This is a genomic window from Cupriavidus pinatubonensis (assembly GCF_019602855.1).
Lineage (GTDB): Bacteria > Pseudomonadota > Gammaproteobacteria > Burkholderiales > Burkholderiaceae > Cupriavidus > Cupriavidus pinatubonensis.
In genome coordinates, this window is the sequence record NZ_CP080767.1 from 16,798 (window position 1) to 32,504 (window position 15,707).

Below are 15,707 nucleotides of genomic sequence, written 5' to 3' on the forward strand. Positions count from 1 at the left end.
TTCCGGAACTATGCCAAGCCCGCAATCAGTTGCGGGTAATTGCAGAACGGCTCGGTATGCAGCAATCGCTCGCGCGCCAATTCCTCCGACATCCCCTTGTGCTCAACCATGGTTCGATACAGCACGCGCAGGACGTCGGCCACTTCTTCCTGAGATGCCCCGTCGAAACCGGTTCTCGGAATTTCCCTGCTTTCCGCTGTATCGAGCCAGATGCGCTGCACCGGGATCGTTTCCTCGAGCACACGAAGCATTGCCTTGATCTGCGGAAGCAACGTGCCGGCATCATCCAGGATACACCGTATGGCGGGATGATCGAGGTCGACCCGGTATCGCATGCCGCCCGCGAAGTGCTCCGAACGCCAAGCCTGTCCCACCGGCTTGTTGTCGAGCGTCCGCGGATTGCGGCCCCTGTGGGCGAACGCCCTACGCGCGCGGCTGCGTGTAGCGTCCGCAAGCTGGATCAGCCATGGGCGAAGGGCGACAGGCGGGCGAGCGGTTGACTTGCGAATGTCAATCTTCCAGTCCGCGTCCGCCGAATTCGGAATGTCAAGCCGGATACGCGCAAGCCGGTGCGCCTCGTCCTTCGTCCACGAGCGCCCTTGGCCGAGTCCGAGCCAGCTTCCTGCAACCAAAAGGCGGCGGTTTCGGTAGACATAAAAGCCCTGCTGCGCCGTCCAGCCATCGGGTCCCTGCGCCGATTCATACTCCTTGGCCGTCAGCCGATCCCTGTGCGGGAGCACATGACACTCGGCCTCGACACCGGAGGCGCGTGGGGGGTACGACGTTGGCGAATGCCAAGGCTTCGCAGGATGCCCCACGAGGAACGGGTCCCAAGGCTGCAGGCGTTTCCCATTGATGGTGAGCCGCAGTACAGGACGCGTGCCTTCGAGGTAGCGATGAAAGACCATCGACAGGTGACTTTCAACTCGATCGATCAGATCGAGAAAATCCTGCTCGGCAAAATCTGCCGTCACAATTCTGTCCAGTTCTTCCCACAGCACCAGCGTCCCGAGTCTGGAGACCCTCGCCGATTCCAGAAAGGCTTCGGAACCCGGGGCTGGGCCTTCCAACAGGTACCAGCCATCTCCTTCTGATGTGGCCAGCACGTCAAGATCCCAACGCAGACAGTGGAATCCGTCCTCACCGGTCGACGCCACAGTGAGGCGCCGACACTGAGAGAATGACGCGGTCTTCAGGCCAAGGCCAAACCTGCCGAGATCGCCTGCTGCCCTTTCCTCCAGGGGATTCCGGTCTCCCAGGCGCATTGCCTTGTCGATAATGGCCGCATTCATCCCGCAGCCGTCATCCTGTACCGACACCCTGCTTTTGCTGCCGTCCCATAGAAACTGAATGGCCACGTTGCTCGCATTGGCGGCGATGCTGTTGTCAACAATATCCGCCAAGGCGGTTGCCGTGCTGTAGCCCAATCCTCGAAGAGCTTCGATCATGGCCGCCGCCTTTGGCGGGGCATGTCGGCTCGAAGGTGGCATATTGGCTTCCAATTTTGTCTCCGCAGCTGGTCAGATGTCTTTATCTTGCTCTGTCGTAGCCAAGCTTCCTTCTAGGAAACTCTTCAGCTTGTCAGAGCGGCTCGGGTGGCGCAGCTTTCTCAGTGCCTTGGCCTCTATCTGGCGGATCCGTTCACGCGTGACGTCGAACTGCTTGCCGACCTCTTCCAGCGTGTGATCGTTACTCACTTGGATCCCGAAGCGCAAGCGTAGTACCTTCGCCTCACGCGGCGTCAGCGAGTCGAGCATGTCCCTGACCACGTCGCGCATCGAGTTGTGCAACATGGCCTCGGCCGGAGCCAGCGTGTTGGTGTCCTCGATGAAGTCGCCCAGATGGGAGTCGTCGTCGTCACCGATCGGCGTTTCCATGGAGATCGGTTCCTTCGCGATCTTCATGATCTTGCGGATCTTGTCTTCTGGCATCTCCATCTTCTCGGCCAACGTTGCCGGATCCGGCTCATTGCCGGTTTCCTGCAGGATCTGGCGCGAGATGCGGTTCATCTTGTTGATCGTCTCGATCATGTGCACCGGGATACGGATGGTGCGCGCCTGGTCGGCGATCGAGCGCGTGATGGCCTGGCGGATCCACCACGTTGCATAGGTCGAGAACTTGTAGCCGCGGCGGTATTCGAACTTGTCCACGGCCTTCATCAGGCCGATGTTGCCTTCCTGGATCAGGTCGAGGAACTGCAGGCCGCGGTTCGTGTATTTCTTGGCGATCGAGATCACGAGGCGCAGGTTGGCTTCGGTCATCTCGCGCTTGGCTTCGCGGGCGCGCTTTTCGCCTTCGGCCATCTTGCGGTTGACGCCCTTGAGCTCCTTGAGCGGCAGCACCACGCGTGCCTGCAGGTCGATCAGCTTCTGCTGCAGTTCACGCACGGCCGGCACGTTGCGCTCGACTATGGAGCTGTACGACTTGCCGTCGGCGATGACCGTGTGGATCCACTCAAGGTTGGTTTCGTTGCCCGGGAAGCGGGCGACGAAATCCGCCCGCGGCATGCCGCACGTGTCCACCAAGTTGTGCAGGATGGCGCGTTCCAGCTTGCGCACTTCGTCCACTTGGCCGCGCAGCGTATCGCACAGGCGCTCGACACTGCGCGTGGTGAAGCGGATGCCCATCAGCTCGGCCTGGATCGCCTCCTGCGCCTTCACGTAAGGCTTGGAGTTGTAGCCTTCCTTCTCGAAGGCGCGGCGCATCTTGTCGAACTGCTCGGCGATGACGCGGAATTTCTCGAGCGCCGCCTGCCTGAGTTCTTCCATTTGGCGAGCAGACATACCGTCGCCAGGCGCGTCGTCATCCTCGATCTCGTCGTCGCAATCCTCGTCACCGAACTGCAGATCAGTTTCCTCGGTCGCGAATATTCCGCCGACGCCCGGATCGGCCAAGCCGTCGACAAATTCGTCGATCCGGATCTCGCCTTTGGCTACGCGTTGGGCGCTGGTAAGGATTTCCGAGATCGTAACCGGGCAGGCCGAGATGGCCATGACCATGTCTTTCAGACCCGCCTCGATGCGCTTCGCGATCTCCACTTCGCGCTCTCGCGTCAGGAGTTCGACCGAGCCCATTTCGCGAAGATATATCGCTGTGGAGCGATCTCCTCCGTATTTCAACTGTCTGTCCAACCGTAGCAGAACTTCCGCGACGAGCGTGGCGTCGACATCGGCATCGGCGGGTTCCACACGTCCGTTCCCCGTCAGCGCATCCGCTGCGTCCACGACAATCGGCAGATCCCGAAGAATCGTTGCGAGCACGGGGACAATTTGGTCGCTGGCATCCCCGAATTGCATTTCACATGCCGCGGCGATTTCGCTGATGGAAAGCCTGCCCACTGCGAGCCCTTCTCTGATGAGATTTGCAATGGCAGCCGTTTCCCCAACTTGCAGGAGAACCGGGTCGAACCGATCGGGAAGATAAAACTCTACCTTACCCCAGTCCGCGTCGTGATCCTCGGGCGTGAACTCGCTGATCGCCGCTTGCTCTTCTTCGGCATTCTCGCGGCAGGTACGATCATCATCAGGAATCGCCGGCTCTTCCTCGGGCGCCCAGCCGCAAAGATCTTCCTCCGGCTCGGCAACTGGCAGCGCGTCCGCCCACGGATCAACACGCTCGTCCTCTCGGAATTCGCGCAGCTTGGTCGAACTCGTTCCGCCACCCCGAACCTCGTCAGCTTCCGGCAGCAAGGCGACAACGCCTTCTTCCGCTCTAGCCACGACAGTCGACGGCACGGCCGCATCCAACCGCTCGAACTGGGCAAGAAATTCGACCACCCGCATGTGCTCGCCAACCAGTGCCTTCGAGAATGCAGTCACCCCGTCGAGATCCTTGAAAGCCGGGTCGGCCCCACTGTCAATAAGAAGCCTGCACACATCCAGATGGCCGTGCATCGCCGCGATCATGAGGGGTGTGTTCCCTTGCGCATCTCGGGCGTTGACCCAATTGGACTTGCGAAGTAGCGTCCGCACTGCGACCGTCACGCCGGACTTTAGTGCAAGTCTCAGCACAGGATCCAGCTTCGTCGGTGATCCGGTGTTCATTGTTACTATCTGTTCCGCAATTTCTGGAGCGTGCGCAAATCCGACGTGCCGCCATCGGGAGCACGTCAAATTTCTCGCAACATTTGTCGAGCTCGTCGGCAAACGAACCAGTGATACCTATCTCAGCAAGGGAATTTCTCGGGTTTGGTGTTTGATTTCTTCCCGTGCGGCGCGGCATTTTCCGGCTCCGGGCCTATTCCGTACCGCTCACAATACTCAGAAAGAGCCGTTTCAAGCATATTGGTCAGGCTGCGCCGCTCGCGCATAGCGGCGGCTTCCAATAGAGTTCTGAACTCCGGGGTCACCCGAAAACTGAGGCCGACAGACTTTCCTGTTTTCATAAATGTGATCTGTATTGCGCCATGCAATACAGATTGCATCACAGGTTACGAATAGTTACAACTGCGTTTCCGCGGTTACACTCTTTCAGCTGATGCAATGATGCGGTGTCCCTGCCGCGGCGTGACCGCCATCCAAACATGACGCCGCGGTCCGGCCGGTAGAGGACTTAGCAAGAGTGCGATTGAGATGAGCCTCATGGTCAAATGCTCGTCAAATTGGGGGCGAGCCCTCGCGACTGAAACTTGAGACTTTGCGCATTGTCAGCGACCCGATGCCCTTGGAGACTAGCGACGTCGCCAAAACAATGGTCGACCAGGTTTGACAGCCTGCCCAATGCGCATCGGACGAGCAGCGAAACGGTATCCTCTCGTCTTCGCCTATGCACGCCTCTACGGGCGAGCCGTGGCGGGGGAGCTTTCGGGCTCGCCGGTTTGTGCATTGCCGGTCTGTCAACCCTGCCACGTGCTCGCCCACCCGGTTGACAGCGGACGGCGAGCCTCCATCACTTGTGAACGGAGGTTTCAATGCCCACCACCCCAACTCCCCAAGACCCCACCCTCGCCCAAAAACAAGCCCAACTAGCCCAAAACCTAGCCAAAGCTGACCGCGCCCTGGCCCGCCGCCTCGCCAGAACCACCCTGCCCCCACCCAGCACCCCCGTCACCCTCGAAGATCACATCCTCGAAACCAGCGATGACCTCCTGCGCGTCAGCGCCGGCCTCCGTTCCGTCCTGACCCTGCTGGACCTGCAGAGCGACGACATCCCCGATTGCACGGGCCTCCACGCCCTGCTCTTGCCGCTCAAGCAGCAGATCGACCAGAACGCCGACCGCCTGCAGGCGCTTGTCTGACGAGGGACAGGCCCGCTCACAGCGGGCCTGAAAGCAAAACGGCGCGAGCCAACTGGTCTCGCGCCGTGCAAGTGTGGCGATGTGAAAAAGCCGCGAGCTAAAGGCTCAAAATTACTACCGCCACCGATCTACTAGTCACTGAAGAATACTCCATAACCACGTGTTAGACCGCAGTAAAGCGGAATGGGCCCCCAAGTCCCCTGCTCGATGCCGCGTCTTGCTGCAACCCCTCGCCCTATTAAGAATTTCAGCCGCCCGCCGATATAGCGATGTCTATAGTATGACGTCCTTTTATATGTTCATAAATTCATACAACCGGTTCGATAAGCGGCAACGCGTTGGACTGCTTATGGTGTGTGTTGGTGCTATCGGGGCACTATATTGCCTTTTCAAGGGGCCGGGTGACCTCAATTTGGTTGGCGATGCGACAAAATGGATATTTGGAACCACGTTATTCGCGGTGCTACTGTTTGCTGGGGGAATGGGCGTTATCCATTATAGGTTGGATGGCTATCATCTGAAGATATTGGATCTGATATGGATCTCGGCATCCACTGTTGCCGTTGTGCTTGCTGCCGTGCAGGCGACGCAATTATCGGCGGGACCATTCCGTGCAGTCATCAAACGTAATATTGAGGTAAGTAAATCCGTTGCGATATTTCGCACCGCAATTGCATATCAAAAGGGGTGTGTTCAAGCTCCTGAACTCACGCGTCAGCAATGTGAAAGTTTGCGGAGGCTAAATATTGCGCTTTCAGTAGGCGGCTATCTATCACCTCAGATAGTCGAGACAATTTGTCCTAAACCAATCAATCTGGATGCACCACCTTCCCACTTTAGTTCAGACTTGATCGAAGGGTGTATTAATGCTGGATATGTCGCCGCAGCCCCCAATGATCCAGTTATGATCGATGAGGCGAATGTAACGACATGGCGGAGCTATGCGTCAATGTGGTCCTATTTCTTGGCTGTGCTGATTGCCCTGAGAGTGGCAAAGAGCATCGGAGAAGTTTGCTGGCGCATAAAGTAGGGAGCATCGCAGCCTCTTCATGTGGTATCCAGCGAGGGTAGACGCACCGCTTAGAGATCGATTTCCTAAGGCAATAGACTCGAGAGGAACATGGTTAAAGCCGATGTCCTGGAAGCCATTCCGTTCCGCGAGCACTATGTTGTGCTGGGGACAGCTCCATGCGTGCTGTGACGACTTGAGGCAGCAGATCGACCACAATCGACCGCCTGCAGTCGCCTGTATGAAGAGGGACAGACTCGCGTAATACGAGCCTGAAAGCAAAACGGCGCGAGCCAACTGGTCTCGCGCCGTTCTGGTTGTTGCACCGGTGTCGTGCTGCAAGCTGAAGCCTCAGTATTCTCTCAAGACCCAGCCGCTGATCGCTGCGACGGACTCACGCAACCGCATGCCCGCGCGTTGTGCCTCCAATCGCATCCAGCTCCGCAAGCACAGCATCCGTCAAGACAATCTCTCCCGCCCTCAAGTTCTCCCTCAAATGCCCCACCGACGAAGTCCCCGGAATCAACAACACATTCGGCGCCCGATGCAGCAACCAGGCCAGCGCCACCTGCATCGCCGTCGCCCCGATCCCTTCCGCCACCTTTGACAACCCCGCCGACTGAATCGGCGTGAACCCGCCAAGCGGAAAGAACGGCACGTACGCAATCCCCTTCTCCGCCAGTTCATCCACCAGCGCATCATCGCCACGCTGCACCAGGTTGTACTGGTTCTGCACACAGACAACCGGCGCAATCTTCCGCGCCTGCGCCACCTGCGCCGACGTCACGTTGCTCAGCCCGATGTGGCGAACCAGCCCTGCCTTTGCAGCTCGGCCAGCGCAGTGACCTCCCTTTCGATCGAGCCTTCCGTCGGCGCATGGATGTCCCCCCTGAGCCGCAGGTTGACGACATCCAGCACCTCCACACCCAGATTGCGCAGGTTGTCATGGACCGCTTGCCGGATGGCCTCCGGCTCAAGCGCCGGCAGCCACGAGGCGTCTTCGCCGCGGCGGGCGCCTACCTTGGTGACGATCACCAGGTCATCCAGTCCAGGATGGAGGGCTTCGCGGATGAGCTGGTTGGTGATGTGCGGGCCGTAGAAATCACTCTGTAGTTGACGCCGGACGCGACGGCTTCGCGCAGCTCGGCGATTGTGGCGTCGCGATCCTGTGGTGGCCCGAACACGTCAGGCCCGGCGAGTTGCATGGTGCCTTGGCTGATGCGGTTCACAGGGGCGCCCGCAAGTTTGTAGGCAGTGGCGGGGCGGCGAACTTAGGACGTGGAGGACATGGCGTCCTCCTTGATTCCGTCTGGCTGAACAGCTTGGCGTGCTCGCGCGAGCGTCAGCGAACGAGGCAGCTCCTGTCGAAGGTCCCATTCTTTCGGAAGCCAAGGCAGTCGAACTCCGACGGAAGGCGCTCACGCTGGTCTCGCCAATTAGGAAATTTCGAGACAGTTTTTCGAATTCGCCCCATATCCGCCGCTAGTCACACTTGCAATCATCTTTGCGCCGGGCGCACAGCGCCCAAACCAGCACGACTCCCTCGGGATCCACCATGGCGCAAGCAATCGATGGCAGCACGAACGCGGTGACAGGACGGCAGGCGTATTTCCTTGAAGTGCCGAGCGCGCGCAGCGCCGCCGGGCTCTCTGTGGTGTCCTTCACGGCGGTGGAGAAGTTGGGCGAGCCCTACTGCGTCAAGGTGGCATTGACGCATCCCACGGAGCTGGCGCGCGCGGACTACCTGCGCAAGGACGCCACGTTCGTCATCGACCCGGGTGAGGCTTCGGAGCGCCGGACGTTCGGCGGCTGCATCATGCGGTTCTCCAAGACCCGGACCACCCGGGACTTCTGCGCCTACGAGATGGAGCTGCGGCCGAAGGTGGCCCTGCTGACGCTGGCAAAGGCCAGCCGCGTCTATCAGCACATGACCGCGCCGCAGATCATCGAAGCCATCCTGCGGCGGCACGGCCTGGAAGGCCATCAGTTCGCATTCAGGATCCGACGGCAGTATCCCCAGCACAAGTTCCGGCTCCAGTACCAGATGTCGGATTGGGACTATATCCGCCTGCTGATGGAACAGGAGGGGCTGTACAGCTACTTCGTGCCCGGCAAGTTCGGGACGCAGTTTGGCGATCTGTTCACGGTGGGCGATGACATCGATCACTACATCTACCAGCCCGAGTTGCGCGTGCCCTATCGGGAGACGGCAGGTCTGGAATCGGGGCTAGAAACTGTGTTCGACCTCCAGACACACGTGGAGACCGTACCGGCCTCGTTCGTCACGGCAGACTACAACCCGGACCAGTCGTACGAGCGCTTCAGGGCCGAGGCCAACATCGCGCGCCAGGACAAGACCACGCACGGACAGGCCTATGTCTACGGCACACACCATCTCGACATGGCAGGTGCCAAATGGGAAGCGCAACTGCGGCACGAGGCCGCGCTGGCCGGGCAAGTCATCTATGAAGGCCAGAGCAATATCCTGGATCTGCGTCCTGCGCGAATTCTACGGATGGATGTGGATCTGCCCGATGCGCCGAACGGGCAGGTCATTACCGAAGTTATCCACAGCGGTGGGCGTGACAAGGCCTACCGCAATACCTACAAGGCCATTCCGTCTGACCGTCGCTATCGGCTGCCGATTGACGAGAACAAATGGCCGCGTATCGCCGGCACGCTGAGCGGGCGGGTCACCTCGCCACAGAACTACAAGTACGCCTACCTGACGCAGCAGGGTCACTACGTGGTTCGCCTGGACCTCGATTTCGACGAGTGGCCGAAGGGCGCCGAGAGTGTCCCGCTGCGGCTGGCTAAGCCTTTCGCAGGGGCGCGACAGACTGGGTTCCACTTTCCGCTGATTGACGGTACTGAAGTGGCCGTCGCGTTTCGGGATGGCGATCCGAACAAGCCCTATATCGCTCACGCGCTGCATCACAGTCAGCATGAAGACCTGATAACGACCAATGATCGCTGGCTGTCGCGCAACGTCATCCGGACGCAGAGCAACAACAAGTTGCGGATGGAGGATTGGGAGGGGCAGGAGAGCATCAAGCTGTCTACGGAGTATGGGGGGAAGACGCAGCTGAACCTGGGCTATCTGGTTGATCGACAGCGCCAGAAGCGGGGGGCTGGTTTTGAGTTGAGGACGTCCGGGTATGGGGCGTTGCGTGGGGGCAAGGGGCTGTTTATCACCGCATACGACCAACGACTTGCATCCGGGCAGCAACTCGATATGCAGGAAACGATCGCAGAACTCGAGCGCGCGTTGAACCTTGCCAGGTCACTTGCCGCCTCGACCCGCCAGACCAGAGCCGAGCCGGCTGATATCGATGCGCAGCAGCAGGCGATTCGTGAGCTGAACAAGCTAGGTGCAGCGGGCTCGTTGATCAGTGCTCCGGCGTCGATTGCCCTTGCATCCGAGCGCAACATTCAACTAGCTGCTGGGAGGAACGTCTCGACCGTGGCTGGCGAGAGCGCTGACATCAGCGCGCTTAAGCGCATCACCATGGCGGCAGGCGATTTGATTTCGCTGTGTGCTCACAGGCTCGGCATCAAGCTCTTCGCGGCCAAGGGCATGGTCGAAATCCAGGCCCAAAACGACGGGCTGAACCTGTATGCAGACAAGCAACTGCATATTGCAAGTGCCAATGCGGATGTGCTGGTCAACGCCAAGCTGAAGGCCGTGCTGGCTGCTGCGGGAGGCAGCGTGACGATGGAGAAAGGCGGAGTGGTGATCAAGTGTCCAGGCGACTTCAGGATCGAGGCGGCGTCCTTCACGTTCGTTGGTCCGGGTGGTCAGACGCTACCCCTGCCTGCGCTTCCAAAAAGCGACCTGAAGATTGACGGCCGGTACCCTTCCTCGCACTGAGGCAGTCAAAAGCATGCAAATGTTGGGGAGATTCTTCCTCTGCTTTGTTACCGCATTGAAATGTCAGTATTCATCGGCTCATGAGAAAAGAGAGTTTAATCCGATCCCCATGGCTAGTGCGATGGTAATGACTAATAACCAGATGCTGGAATTCAAGACTGCCAGCTTTGGGAAGACCAATCATCACGTCGTTCCCCTTGAAATAATAACGAATACATCGACGCACATTAAAGTTGGCGACTATAACTTTGATGGTGCTCTTGACTTTTGCATATCGTATGTCGATGAGGGCAAGAGAACTTACACAATCAATAGAATCTTCATTTTCTCAAAGAGCACTATGACGTTCGAGGAAATCTTTCCGAATTGTGGTGATGAATTCATCAATCTTAAGGTTGACGTGGCACGGCGGCGTTTGATTAGCACCTATTTTTTGGGGAATGTCGCGATGCGATGCTCCACAAAGCCTCGCGTGAAATCCTGACTTTAGGCGGCAATAGCGCGTAATCAAGGACCTCGGTTACAAAAACCCTTTCACTGAACCATGATAATTAGCCCTCCGTTTTTGCCCCAGAGTGGCCTGACATCAGACCGTCCAGACAGGGCCGATCCGATGATGGATGCCGTCGATGAGTTCGAACTGGCCCACCATGGCGTATATCCGATCGCTTTTGATCGCCGCTGGCATTGCGGTATGCACCTCGCACCAAGCGAGCAGACGGAGCCCGTGCGAGCCATTGCTGACGGTGACGTGGTTGCCTACCGCGTGAGCCAAAAAGCCATCTCGGACGGTCAACTCGATCGCAACGGCAATCCTGCACTGAATTCGAATAACGGATTCGTGCTCCTCAAGCATAAAACCGACACCGGTGAGGGAAGGACGATTACGTTCTACTCGTTGTACATGCATCTGCTGGATATTAATGCTCAGCAGATCATTGCTCCGCAGCCCACTACTCCGCCAGTGACCGGCTCGGCGAGTGCCTTGCCTGCGTGGCTGCTGCAACCGACCGATGGCGTAAGAGTGGGTGGCAACAAGAAGGTCTATCGCAAGGACATCCTAGGGTACTGGGGGCAATGCCATGGTCAGCCGCACCTGCACTTTGAAATCTTCATGACCGAAGCGGATTTTAGTGACTACTTCGGGCATACCCAGCTTGGTAACACAACCCCAACGACTCCGCGGAGTACGGATTTCTGGGGGCACAGTTACTTTGTCATCCCTGCGGGCCACGCCTTTGTTAGCGTCCCGCCCGGCCAGACTGGCTCGCCTTACTTTCCGGCGTTGAAAGACGGCACGCTGGATGTCCACAGCAAACTGTACGTGGAGGCCTACTTCCATAAAGGGAAGCGCTACACGAACTCTTGGGTCGAGCAGGCCGGAACCCCCACGCTGCTGACAGCTGAACCAATTCCGGAACCAGAATACGAGTACACACTGTACCAGCGGGCCACGGCACTGTATCCGCAATGCCCTAGCGATGGCTACGACCTTATCCGCTTTGGTCGAATCCTGAGCACTCAACAACCAACTTTGCCAGTTGCGGCGCGAAAAAATTGGTTGGCAGTTACGTATGATGCCAGCGGTGCGCGCGGCTATATCAATGTATCAGAGGACTCGATTCAAAAGCTCTCCGACTCAGATTTCCCATTCTTCATGGGCTGGCGAAGAATCGACGAAGCGAATACACCGTTCAGCCAGGACGGTCTGTGCGACTATGACGAGCTACGCGACATAGTCGAAGGGGTTGAGGCTGCAGAGACCGTCGAGCAGAGAAAAGAGCCGGCGTATAAACAAGAGGATCGGCTAACCGCGTACGTACAAGGCGATGAGAGGGTTCGAAACAGGCTCAAGCGGTTCGTTTGTCACGCCCCCAGCGAATGGGATAAAAACGGGAATGACGCTCGCTACACAAGACTGAACGATCCTGATGGCTTCTTTGGCAAGCGAAAAGACTTCGACCCGCGCGGGTATGAGGAGTTTATCGATTTCCTCGGGAAGTTCCAGTTTTTGGAGCAGACGCCGCTCGGAGGTGGGAGGAAATACTGGTTCTTCCACCCCCTAGCATTTGTTCGTCATTTCAGGAAATGTGGATGGCTAAGCGCGCGTGAACTTGCGCAGTGCATTCCAAGGCGGATTCTCGATCAGACAAGAAGTCAGGCGCAACAAACGGTATATCCCACAGGAAGCGTTGCATGGAACTCTGCACTCAATAGAGCGCAACGCTTGCTCATTCCGCTCAATCAGGCGTTCAGGAAATATCGGATATCAGCCGACGGTATAAGGCTTTCCTATTTTCTTGGCAATGCTATTCAAGAGACCACGTATCTAACGAAGACGGCAGAAACGGGCGGGCCAACTTTACCTTACGCGCCCTGGTACGGCCGCGGCATCATTCAACTCACCCACGAGGAAAACTATAAACGATATGGCGATTATCGTGGCTGGTTTGGAACTACTCCTGCTTCTTACAGAGACTCACTGGAAACTGACCCGGCTCGAGCAGCAGATTCCGCTGGGTTCTATTGGGTATGTTGCGCAAAGCCGAAAGGTAGAGAGCACAATATTCACGTGGAGGCCGATGACCATCCGATAATTACGCAAACGACGGTATCCAATGTTTGTTCGGACTACGATTACCGCACTCGAGTGTGCAAAGTATCCACGACAACGATGGGTTTTCGAGCGTGCCAACAATTCGAGCGGGCAGCGCGTGCGGTGAATACAGGGTCGCCAAATGGGTCCGGAGTTATGTATGGGCTTGTTCCTCGAACAAACGTATTTTTGTCGTCAATGGCAAAGCTCTCCGACGTACTTATAGACTTTGAGGATGCGTATGCTCAAAAGGAAAGCTAACCGATCTAACTTTGCTATTTGGAATACGTCCTTGCTTGGCAGAAGAAAAATCGTGGATGTTATCGCTTTTGCAATGGTCTTGGTCGCTCAGGCAGCTTTTATCCCGAATTACGCATGGTCACGATCCGTACAACCTCAAATCTCTGTAATCGGAGACCAGGTGAAGATCGTAACTCCGAGTGGAGTAAATCAAACAATTACCGTCGATCACGTTGTTCAGCCGACTGATATTAGAATCGAGGATTTGACGTTCGATGGTCAAATGGATCTGAAGATACTGGATACGCGTGGTGCGTCGCAAATATTTTACAAGGTCTATCTCTATTCTAATAGAGACAAAGCCTACATCTACAGTAAGGAATTGAGCGAAATCCCGTGCTTGAAAGTCGATGCGAAGAAGAAGCAACTGGTAGGTACTTGCTTCCACGTGAGTGCTTGCGAGAATTGGGTGGAGCGCTATTCCATAAGCCCCGATGGGAAGCTGTCTTTGCTAGAGCGGACGGGCACATACTGTGAGCCGAATGGCGAGACTTATCAATACTCCGACCATTTTAAAGATGGACGGCGTATCTCCTCCAAAGTAAAGAAAATCGCTCGCTGATTTGAAGGGCCTGCGATGGGGCTTTCAAAAAAATGGGCAAATCATTCCGGTACCATCGGCGGCGAGGTTCCACGTGCACCGTATAGGCCGGAACACTTAGTGAAAATGTGATGCGCCGAATTGACTTCATTGCGTTTCTTCTTCTTTCTCCACCATTGGCAATTGGCCAACCCAGCTCGGAGATCTACTGTTTCAGATCCTTGTCTACGAGCGGTAAATCGGTCAACTGCGAGTTGCACACCTATTATGATCAATTTTCAAAATGGTCGGGTGGATTCGTTAAGTACGAAAAATCAGGGAAGCCGATAACCTTGGCTTTGCGAGATCAGCTTTTCGAGGAGCTAAGTGAGAATGCTCCGCAGCAGATAACCACAACATGGCTTGAGATTCACGAAAATAAGATTAACGGTGAGTACGAAATGATGTCTCAAGGGGCGATGATATATGCGATGACATATACGAATTATCGTAGTCGCAAGAAATCAGCATTTCTATTTGATCCGCATGTTAGTGCAACAAATGAATCGGGCTGCAAGTGGTAGCACCTCGACATAGACTGGAAAAAAAGCAATGCGCTCTCCTGTTCGCATCGGTGACGTCCTAGAGAACGGTGGTGAGGTAACCGGGGGCTCCCCGACTATGGCCTTTATGGGCCGGCCGCTTGCCCGCCTGAGCGATCCCACCATATGTGCCAAACATGGCCCAACCAAGATAGCCGAGGGAGAGAAATGCTATCTGGACCAAGACGGCAAACCTGTCGCGATGCATCTTCATCGCTGCGAATGCGGCTGCCGCCTGATCTCGTCGTTGCACAACGTCCATTTTGAATAGGCATGCCGATCGATCTAACCCCAGCGGGTAGAGCGAGTGCCTATCCAGCGCACGGTCCGCGCGTCTTGCCATGGCTTGGCATCTGGGTAGTTTGCTGCGCCGTCGGCGGAGCCATAGCACTGGTTGCGTGGCCGAAGGGCGCTTCCGAGAGTGGGCCGTGGTTCTGGTTCTGCATTCTCGGCATCCCGAATCTCCTCTTTGCAGTGCTGCTGGGAACCGCTCGAGCGAGTTACGAGGCCATATGGATGCACGCCTGCTACCGCAATTCCGCCCGGCACAAGTGGCTTGTCAGGAAAGTTCGTCAAGCGCAACGCCCACTGCAGGTGCTTGGCGTTGGCTACTGTCTACCTCTTGGTGTGAAGAGCCTCGCCAGTGTGATGATCGATGCCAAGCCGCTCACAAAGGCGCAACCGCCTCGCTGTGGCTCCGGCCTGCCTGTACATAACCGATTTGACGACGAATCCTTCACCCCGCTGCTGGCGGATGGCGAGGATGCCCTTGCATCGGGTAGCGAGACAAAGCCGGCGGACAGGGTTGCCACGATTGTCCTTAAGCTGGAAGAAGCGCTGGCTACACTCGCGGCGAGCCTACATGCCTTGTCGCAGTACGGGCCTGTCTATACTCCTACTGTACGAGTCGTGGCTCGCCCTGAGCACGCCACCCTACGGGCCCAACAGGTCCGTGAGGCATTGAGACGCACTGGCTTGCCGCCGCTCGAATGCTTGGCGACGCCAGTCGAGGACGGCCTGATGGTGGCCGATGCGTGGCTCGATGCCAAAGACCGGCGAGCGGTGCTGGTCGTGGCGGCCGAATGGCACGACAGCAGTCCTCCCGTCGGGAGCACTGAAGGCTGTGTCGCGGTACTGCTCAACCCCGGCTTTTATCAATTGCCCGAGTCGGTTCGGGTGCTCGGCAAGCTGCATCGGCCCGTGACCGGTGAAGCTAATGCGTTGGGCGACCTGCTTCAACTGGCGTTGATCTGGGGCAGCGCGGAATCGTCTTCCGTCCCCTACGCGTGGATAACTGGCCTGGATAGCCGGCAAGACAGCGCGTTGCTCGCCGCTTGGAAGGCTACTTCGCAGGAACAACTCAGCAAGGCAGACGCGGTGCGCCGCCCGGACCACGTCGTCGGCGATGCCGCCCCCCTGAATCCCTGGCTGTCTGTAGTCGCTGCCATCACTGGGGGCATGGAAGGGCCACAACTCATCATGGACCGCACCCAGGCAGCGGTGCTCTACGTCACACCCTCATCGCATGACGAATCCGACCAGTAATCTGAAGGTCATTGCCGCAGAAGGCGCG

Annotated in this window: 11 protein-coding genes and 1 pseudogene; 8 read left to right on the forward strand and 4 right to left on the reverse strand. The window is 57.3% G+C overall.

What is annotated here, in order from left to right:
* Nucleotides 1–8: 8 nt before the first annotated feature.
* From mzaB to K2O51_RS12510, 3 genes are all read right to left on the reverse strand, one after another.
* Nucleotides 9–1,448, reverse strand: coding sequence for an MZA anti-phage system associated ATPase MzaB (mzaB, locus tag K2O51_RS12500; protein ID WP_220631175.1), 1,440 nt, complete (start codon nucleotides 1,446–1,448; stop codon nucleotides 9–11).
* 72 nt (nucleotides 1,449–1,520) lie between these two features.
* Nucleotides 1,521–4,043, reverse strand: a complete 2,523-nt coding sequence (gene rpoD / locus K2O51_RS12505; RefSeq protein WP_220631176.1) for an RNA polymerase sigma factor RpoD — start codon at nucleotides 4,041–4,043, stop codon at nucleotides 1,521–1,523.
* A 122-nt stretch (nucleotides 4,044–4,165) separates the two neighbouring features.
* Nucleotides 4,166–4,423: a type II toxin-antitoxin system TacA family antitoxin gene (locus tag K2O51_RS12510; protein WP_220631177.1), complete on the reverse strand. Its 258-nt coding sequence runs from the start codon at nucleotides 4,421–4,423 to the stop codon at nucleotides 4,166–4,168.
* 486 nt (nucleotides 4,424–4,909) lie between these two features.
* Between K2O51_RS12510 and K2O51_RS12515 the strand changes: the two genes are divergently transcribed.
* Nucleotides 4,910–5,236 carry a DUF1484 family protein gene (locus K2O51_RS12515; protein WP_220631178.1) on the forward strand — a complete coding sequence of 109 codons (327 nt, stop codon included), beginning with the start codon at nucleotides 4,910–4,912 and terminating at the stop codon, nucleotides 5,234–5,236.
* Nucleotides 5,237–5,453: 217 nt separating this feature from the next.
* Nucleotides 5,454–6,266: a hypothetical protein gene (locus K2O51_RS12520; RefSeq protein ID WP_220631179.1), complete on the forward strand. Its 813-nt coding sequence runs from the start codon at nucleotides 5,454–5,456 to the stop codon at nucleotides 6,264–6,266.
* Nucleotides 6,267–6,639: 373 nt separating this feature from the next.
* Here K2O51_RS12520 and K2O51_RS12525 read toward each other — a convergent pair.
* Nucleotides 6,640–7,474 (reverse strand): annotated as a pseudogene (locus tag K2O51_RS12525) (aldo/keto reductase family oxidoreductase).
* Nucleotides 7,475–7,800: 326 nt separating this feature from the next.
* Here K2O51_RS12525 and K2O51_RS12530 point away from each other — a divergent pair.
* The 6 genes from K2O51_RS12530 to K2O51_RS12555 all read left to right on the forward strand — a co-directional run bounded on the left by K2O51_RS12530 (nucleotide 7,801) and on the right by K2O51_RS12555 (nucleotide 15,679).
* Entirely contained in the window at nucleotides 7,801–10,116 is a 2,316-nt protein-coding gene (locus tag K2O51_RS12530; RefSeq protein WP_220631180.1) for a type VI secretion system Vgr family protein, read from the forward strand.
* 613 nt (nucleotides 10,117–10,729) lie between these two features.
* The gene (locus tag K2O51_RS12535; protein WP_245001896.1) at nucleotides 10,730–12,973 is read left to right on the forward strand and encodes a M23 family metallopeptidase; all 2,244 of its coding nucleotides are present in this window, start codon (nucleotides 10,730–10,732) and stop codon (nucleotides 12,971–12,973) included.
* Nucleotides 12,974–13,025: 52 nt separating this feature from the next.
* Entirely contained in the window at nucleotides 13,026–13,574 is a 549-nt protein-coding gene (locus K2O51_RS12540) for an XAC2610-related protein (protein WP_220631182.1), read from the forward strand.
* Between the two features lie 110 nt (nucleotides 13,575–13,684).
* Nucleotides 13,685–14,116, forward strand: coding sequence for a hypothetical protein (locus K2O51_RS12545; RefSeq protein WP_220631183.1), 432 nt, complete (start codon nucleotides 13,685–13,687; stop codon nucleotides 14,114–14,116).
* A 28-nt stretch (nucleotides 14,117–14,144) separates the two neighbouring features.
* Nucleotides 14,145–14,405 carry a PAAR domain-containing protein gene (locus K2O51_RS12550; protein WP_220631184.1) on the forward strand — a complete coding sequence of 87 codons (261 nt, stop codon included), beginning with the start codon at nucleotides 14,145–14,147 and terminating at the stop codon, nucleotides 14,403–14,405.
* A 245-nt stretch (nucleotides 14,406–14,650) separates the two neighbouring features.
* On the forward strand, nucleotides 14,651–15,679 hold the full coding sequence (locus K2O51_RS12555) for a hypothetical protein (protein WP_245001897.1): 1,029 nt from the start codon (nucleotides 14,651–14,653) through the stop codon (nucleotides 15,677–15,679).
* Nucleotides 15,680–15,707: the final 28 nt, after the last annotated feature.

Excerpts from the sequence above, each read along its gene's own strand:
- mzaB (WP_220631175.1), bottom strand. The coding sequence starts at position 1,448 with ATGATCGAAGCTCTTCGAGGATTGGGCTACAGCACGGCAACCGCCTTG.
- rpoD (WP_220631176.1), bottom strand. The coding sequence starts at position 4,043 with ATGAACACCGGATCACCGACGAAGCTGGATCCTGTGCTGAGACTTGCA.
- K2O51_RS12510 (WP_220631177.1), bottom strand. The coding sequence starts at position 4,423 with ATGCAATCTGTATTGCATGGCGCAATACAGATCACATTTATGAAAACA.
- K2O51_RS12515 (WP_220631178.1), top strand. The coding sequence starts at position 4,910 with ATGCCCACCACCCCAACTCCCCAAGACCCCACCCTCGCCCAAAAACAA.
- K2O51_RS12530 (WP_220631180.1), top strand. The coding sequence starts at position 7,801 with ATGGCGCAAGCAATCGATGGCAGCACGAACGCGGTGACAGGACGGCAG.
- K2O51_RS12535 (WP_245001896.1), top strand. The coding sequence starts at position 10,730 with ATGATGGATGCCGTCGATGAGTTCGAACTGGCCCACCATGGCGTATAT.
- K2O51_RS12545 (WP_220631183.1), top strand. The coding sequence starts at position 13,685 with ATGCGCCGAATTGACTTCATTGCGTTTCTTCTTCTTTCTCCACCATTG.
- K2O51_RS12550 (WP_220631184.1), top strand. The coding sequence starts at position 14,145 with ATGCGCTCTCCTGTTCGCATCGGTGACGTCCTAGAGAACGGTGGTGAG.
- K2O51_RS12555 (WP_245001897.1), top strand. The coding sequence starts at position 14,651 with ATGCACGCCTGCTACCGCAATTCCGCCCGGCACAAGTGGCTTGTCAGG.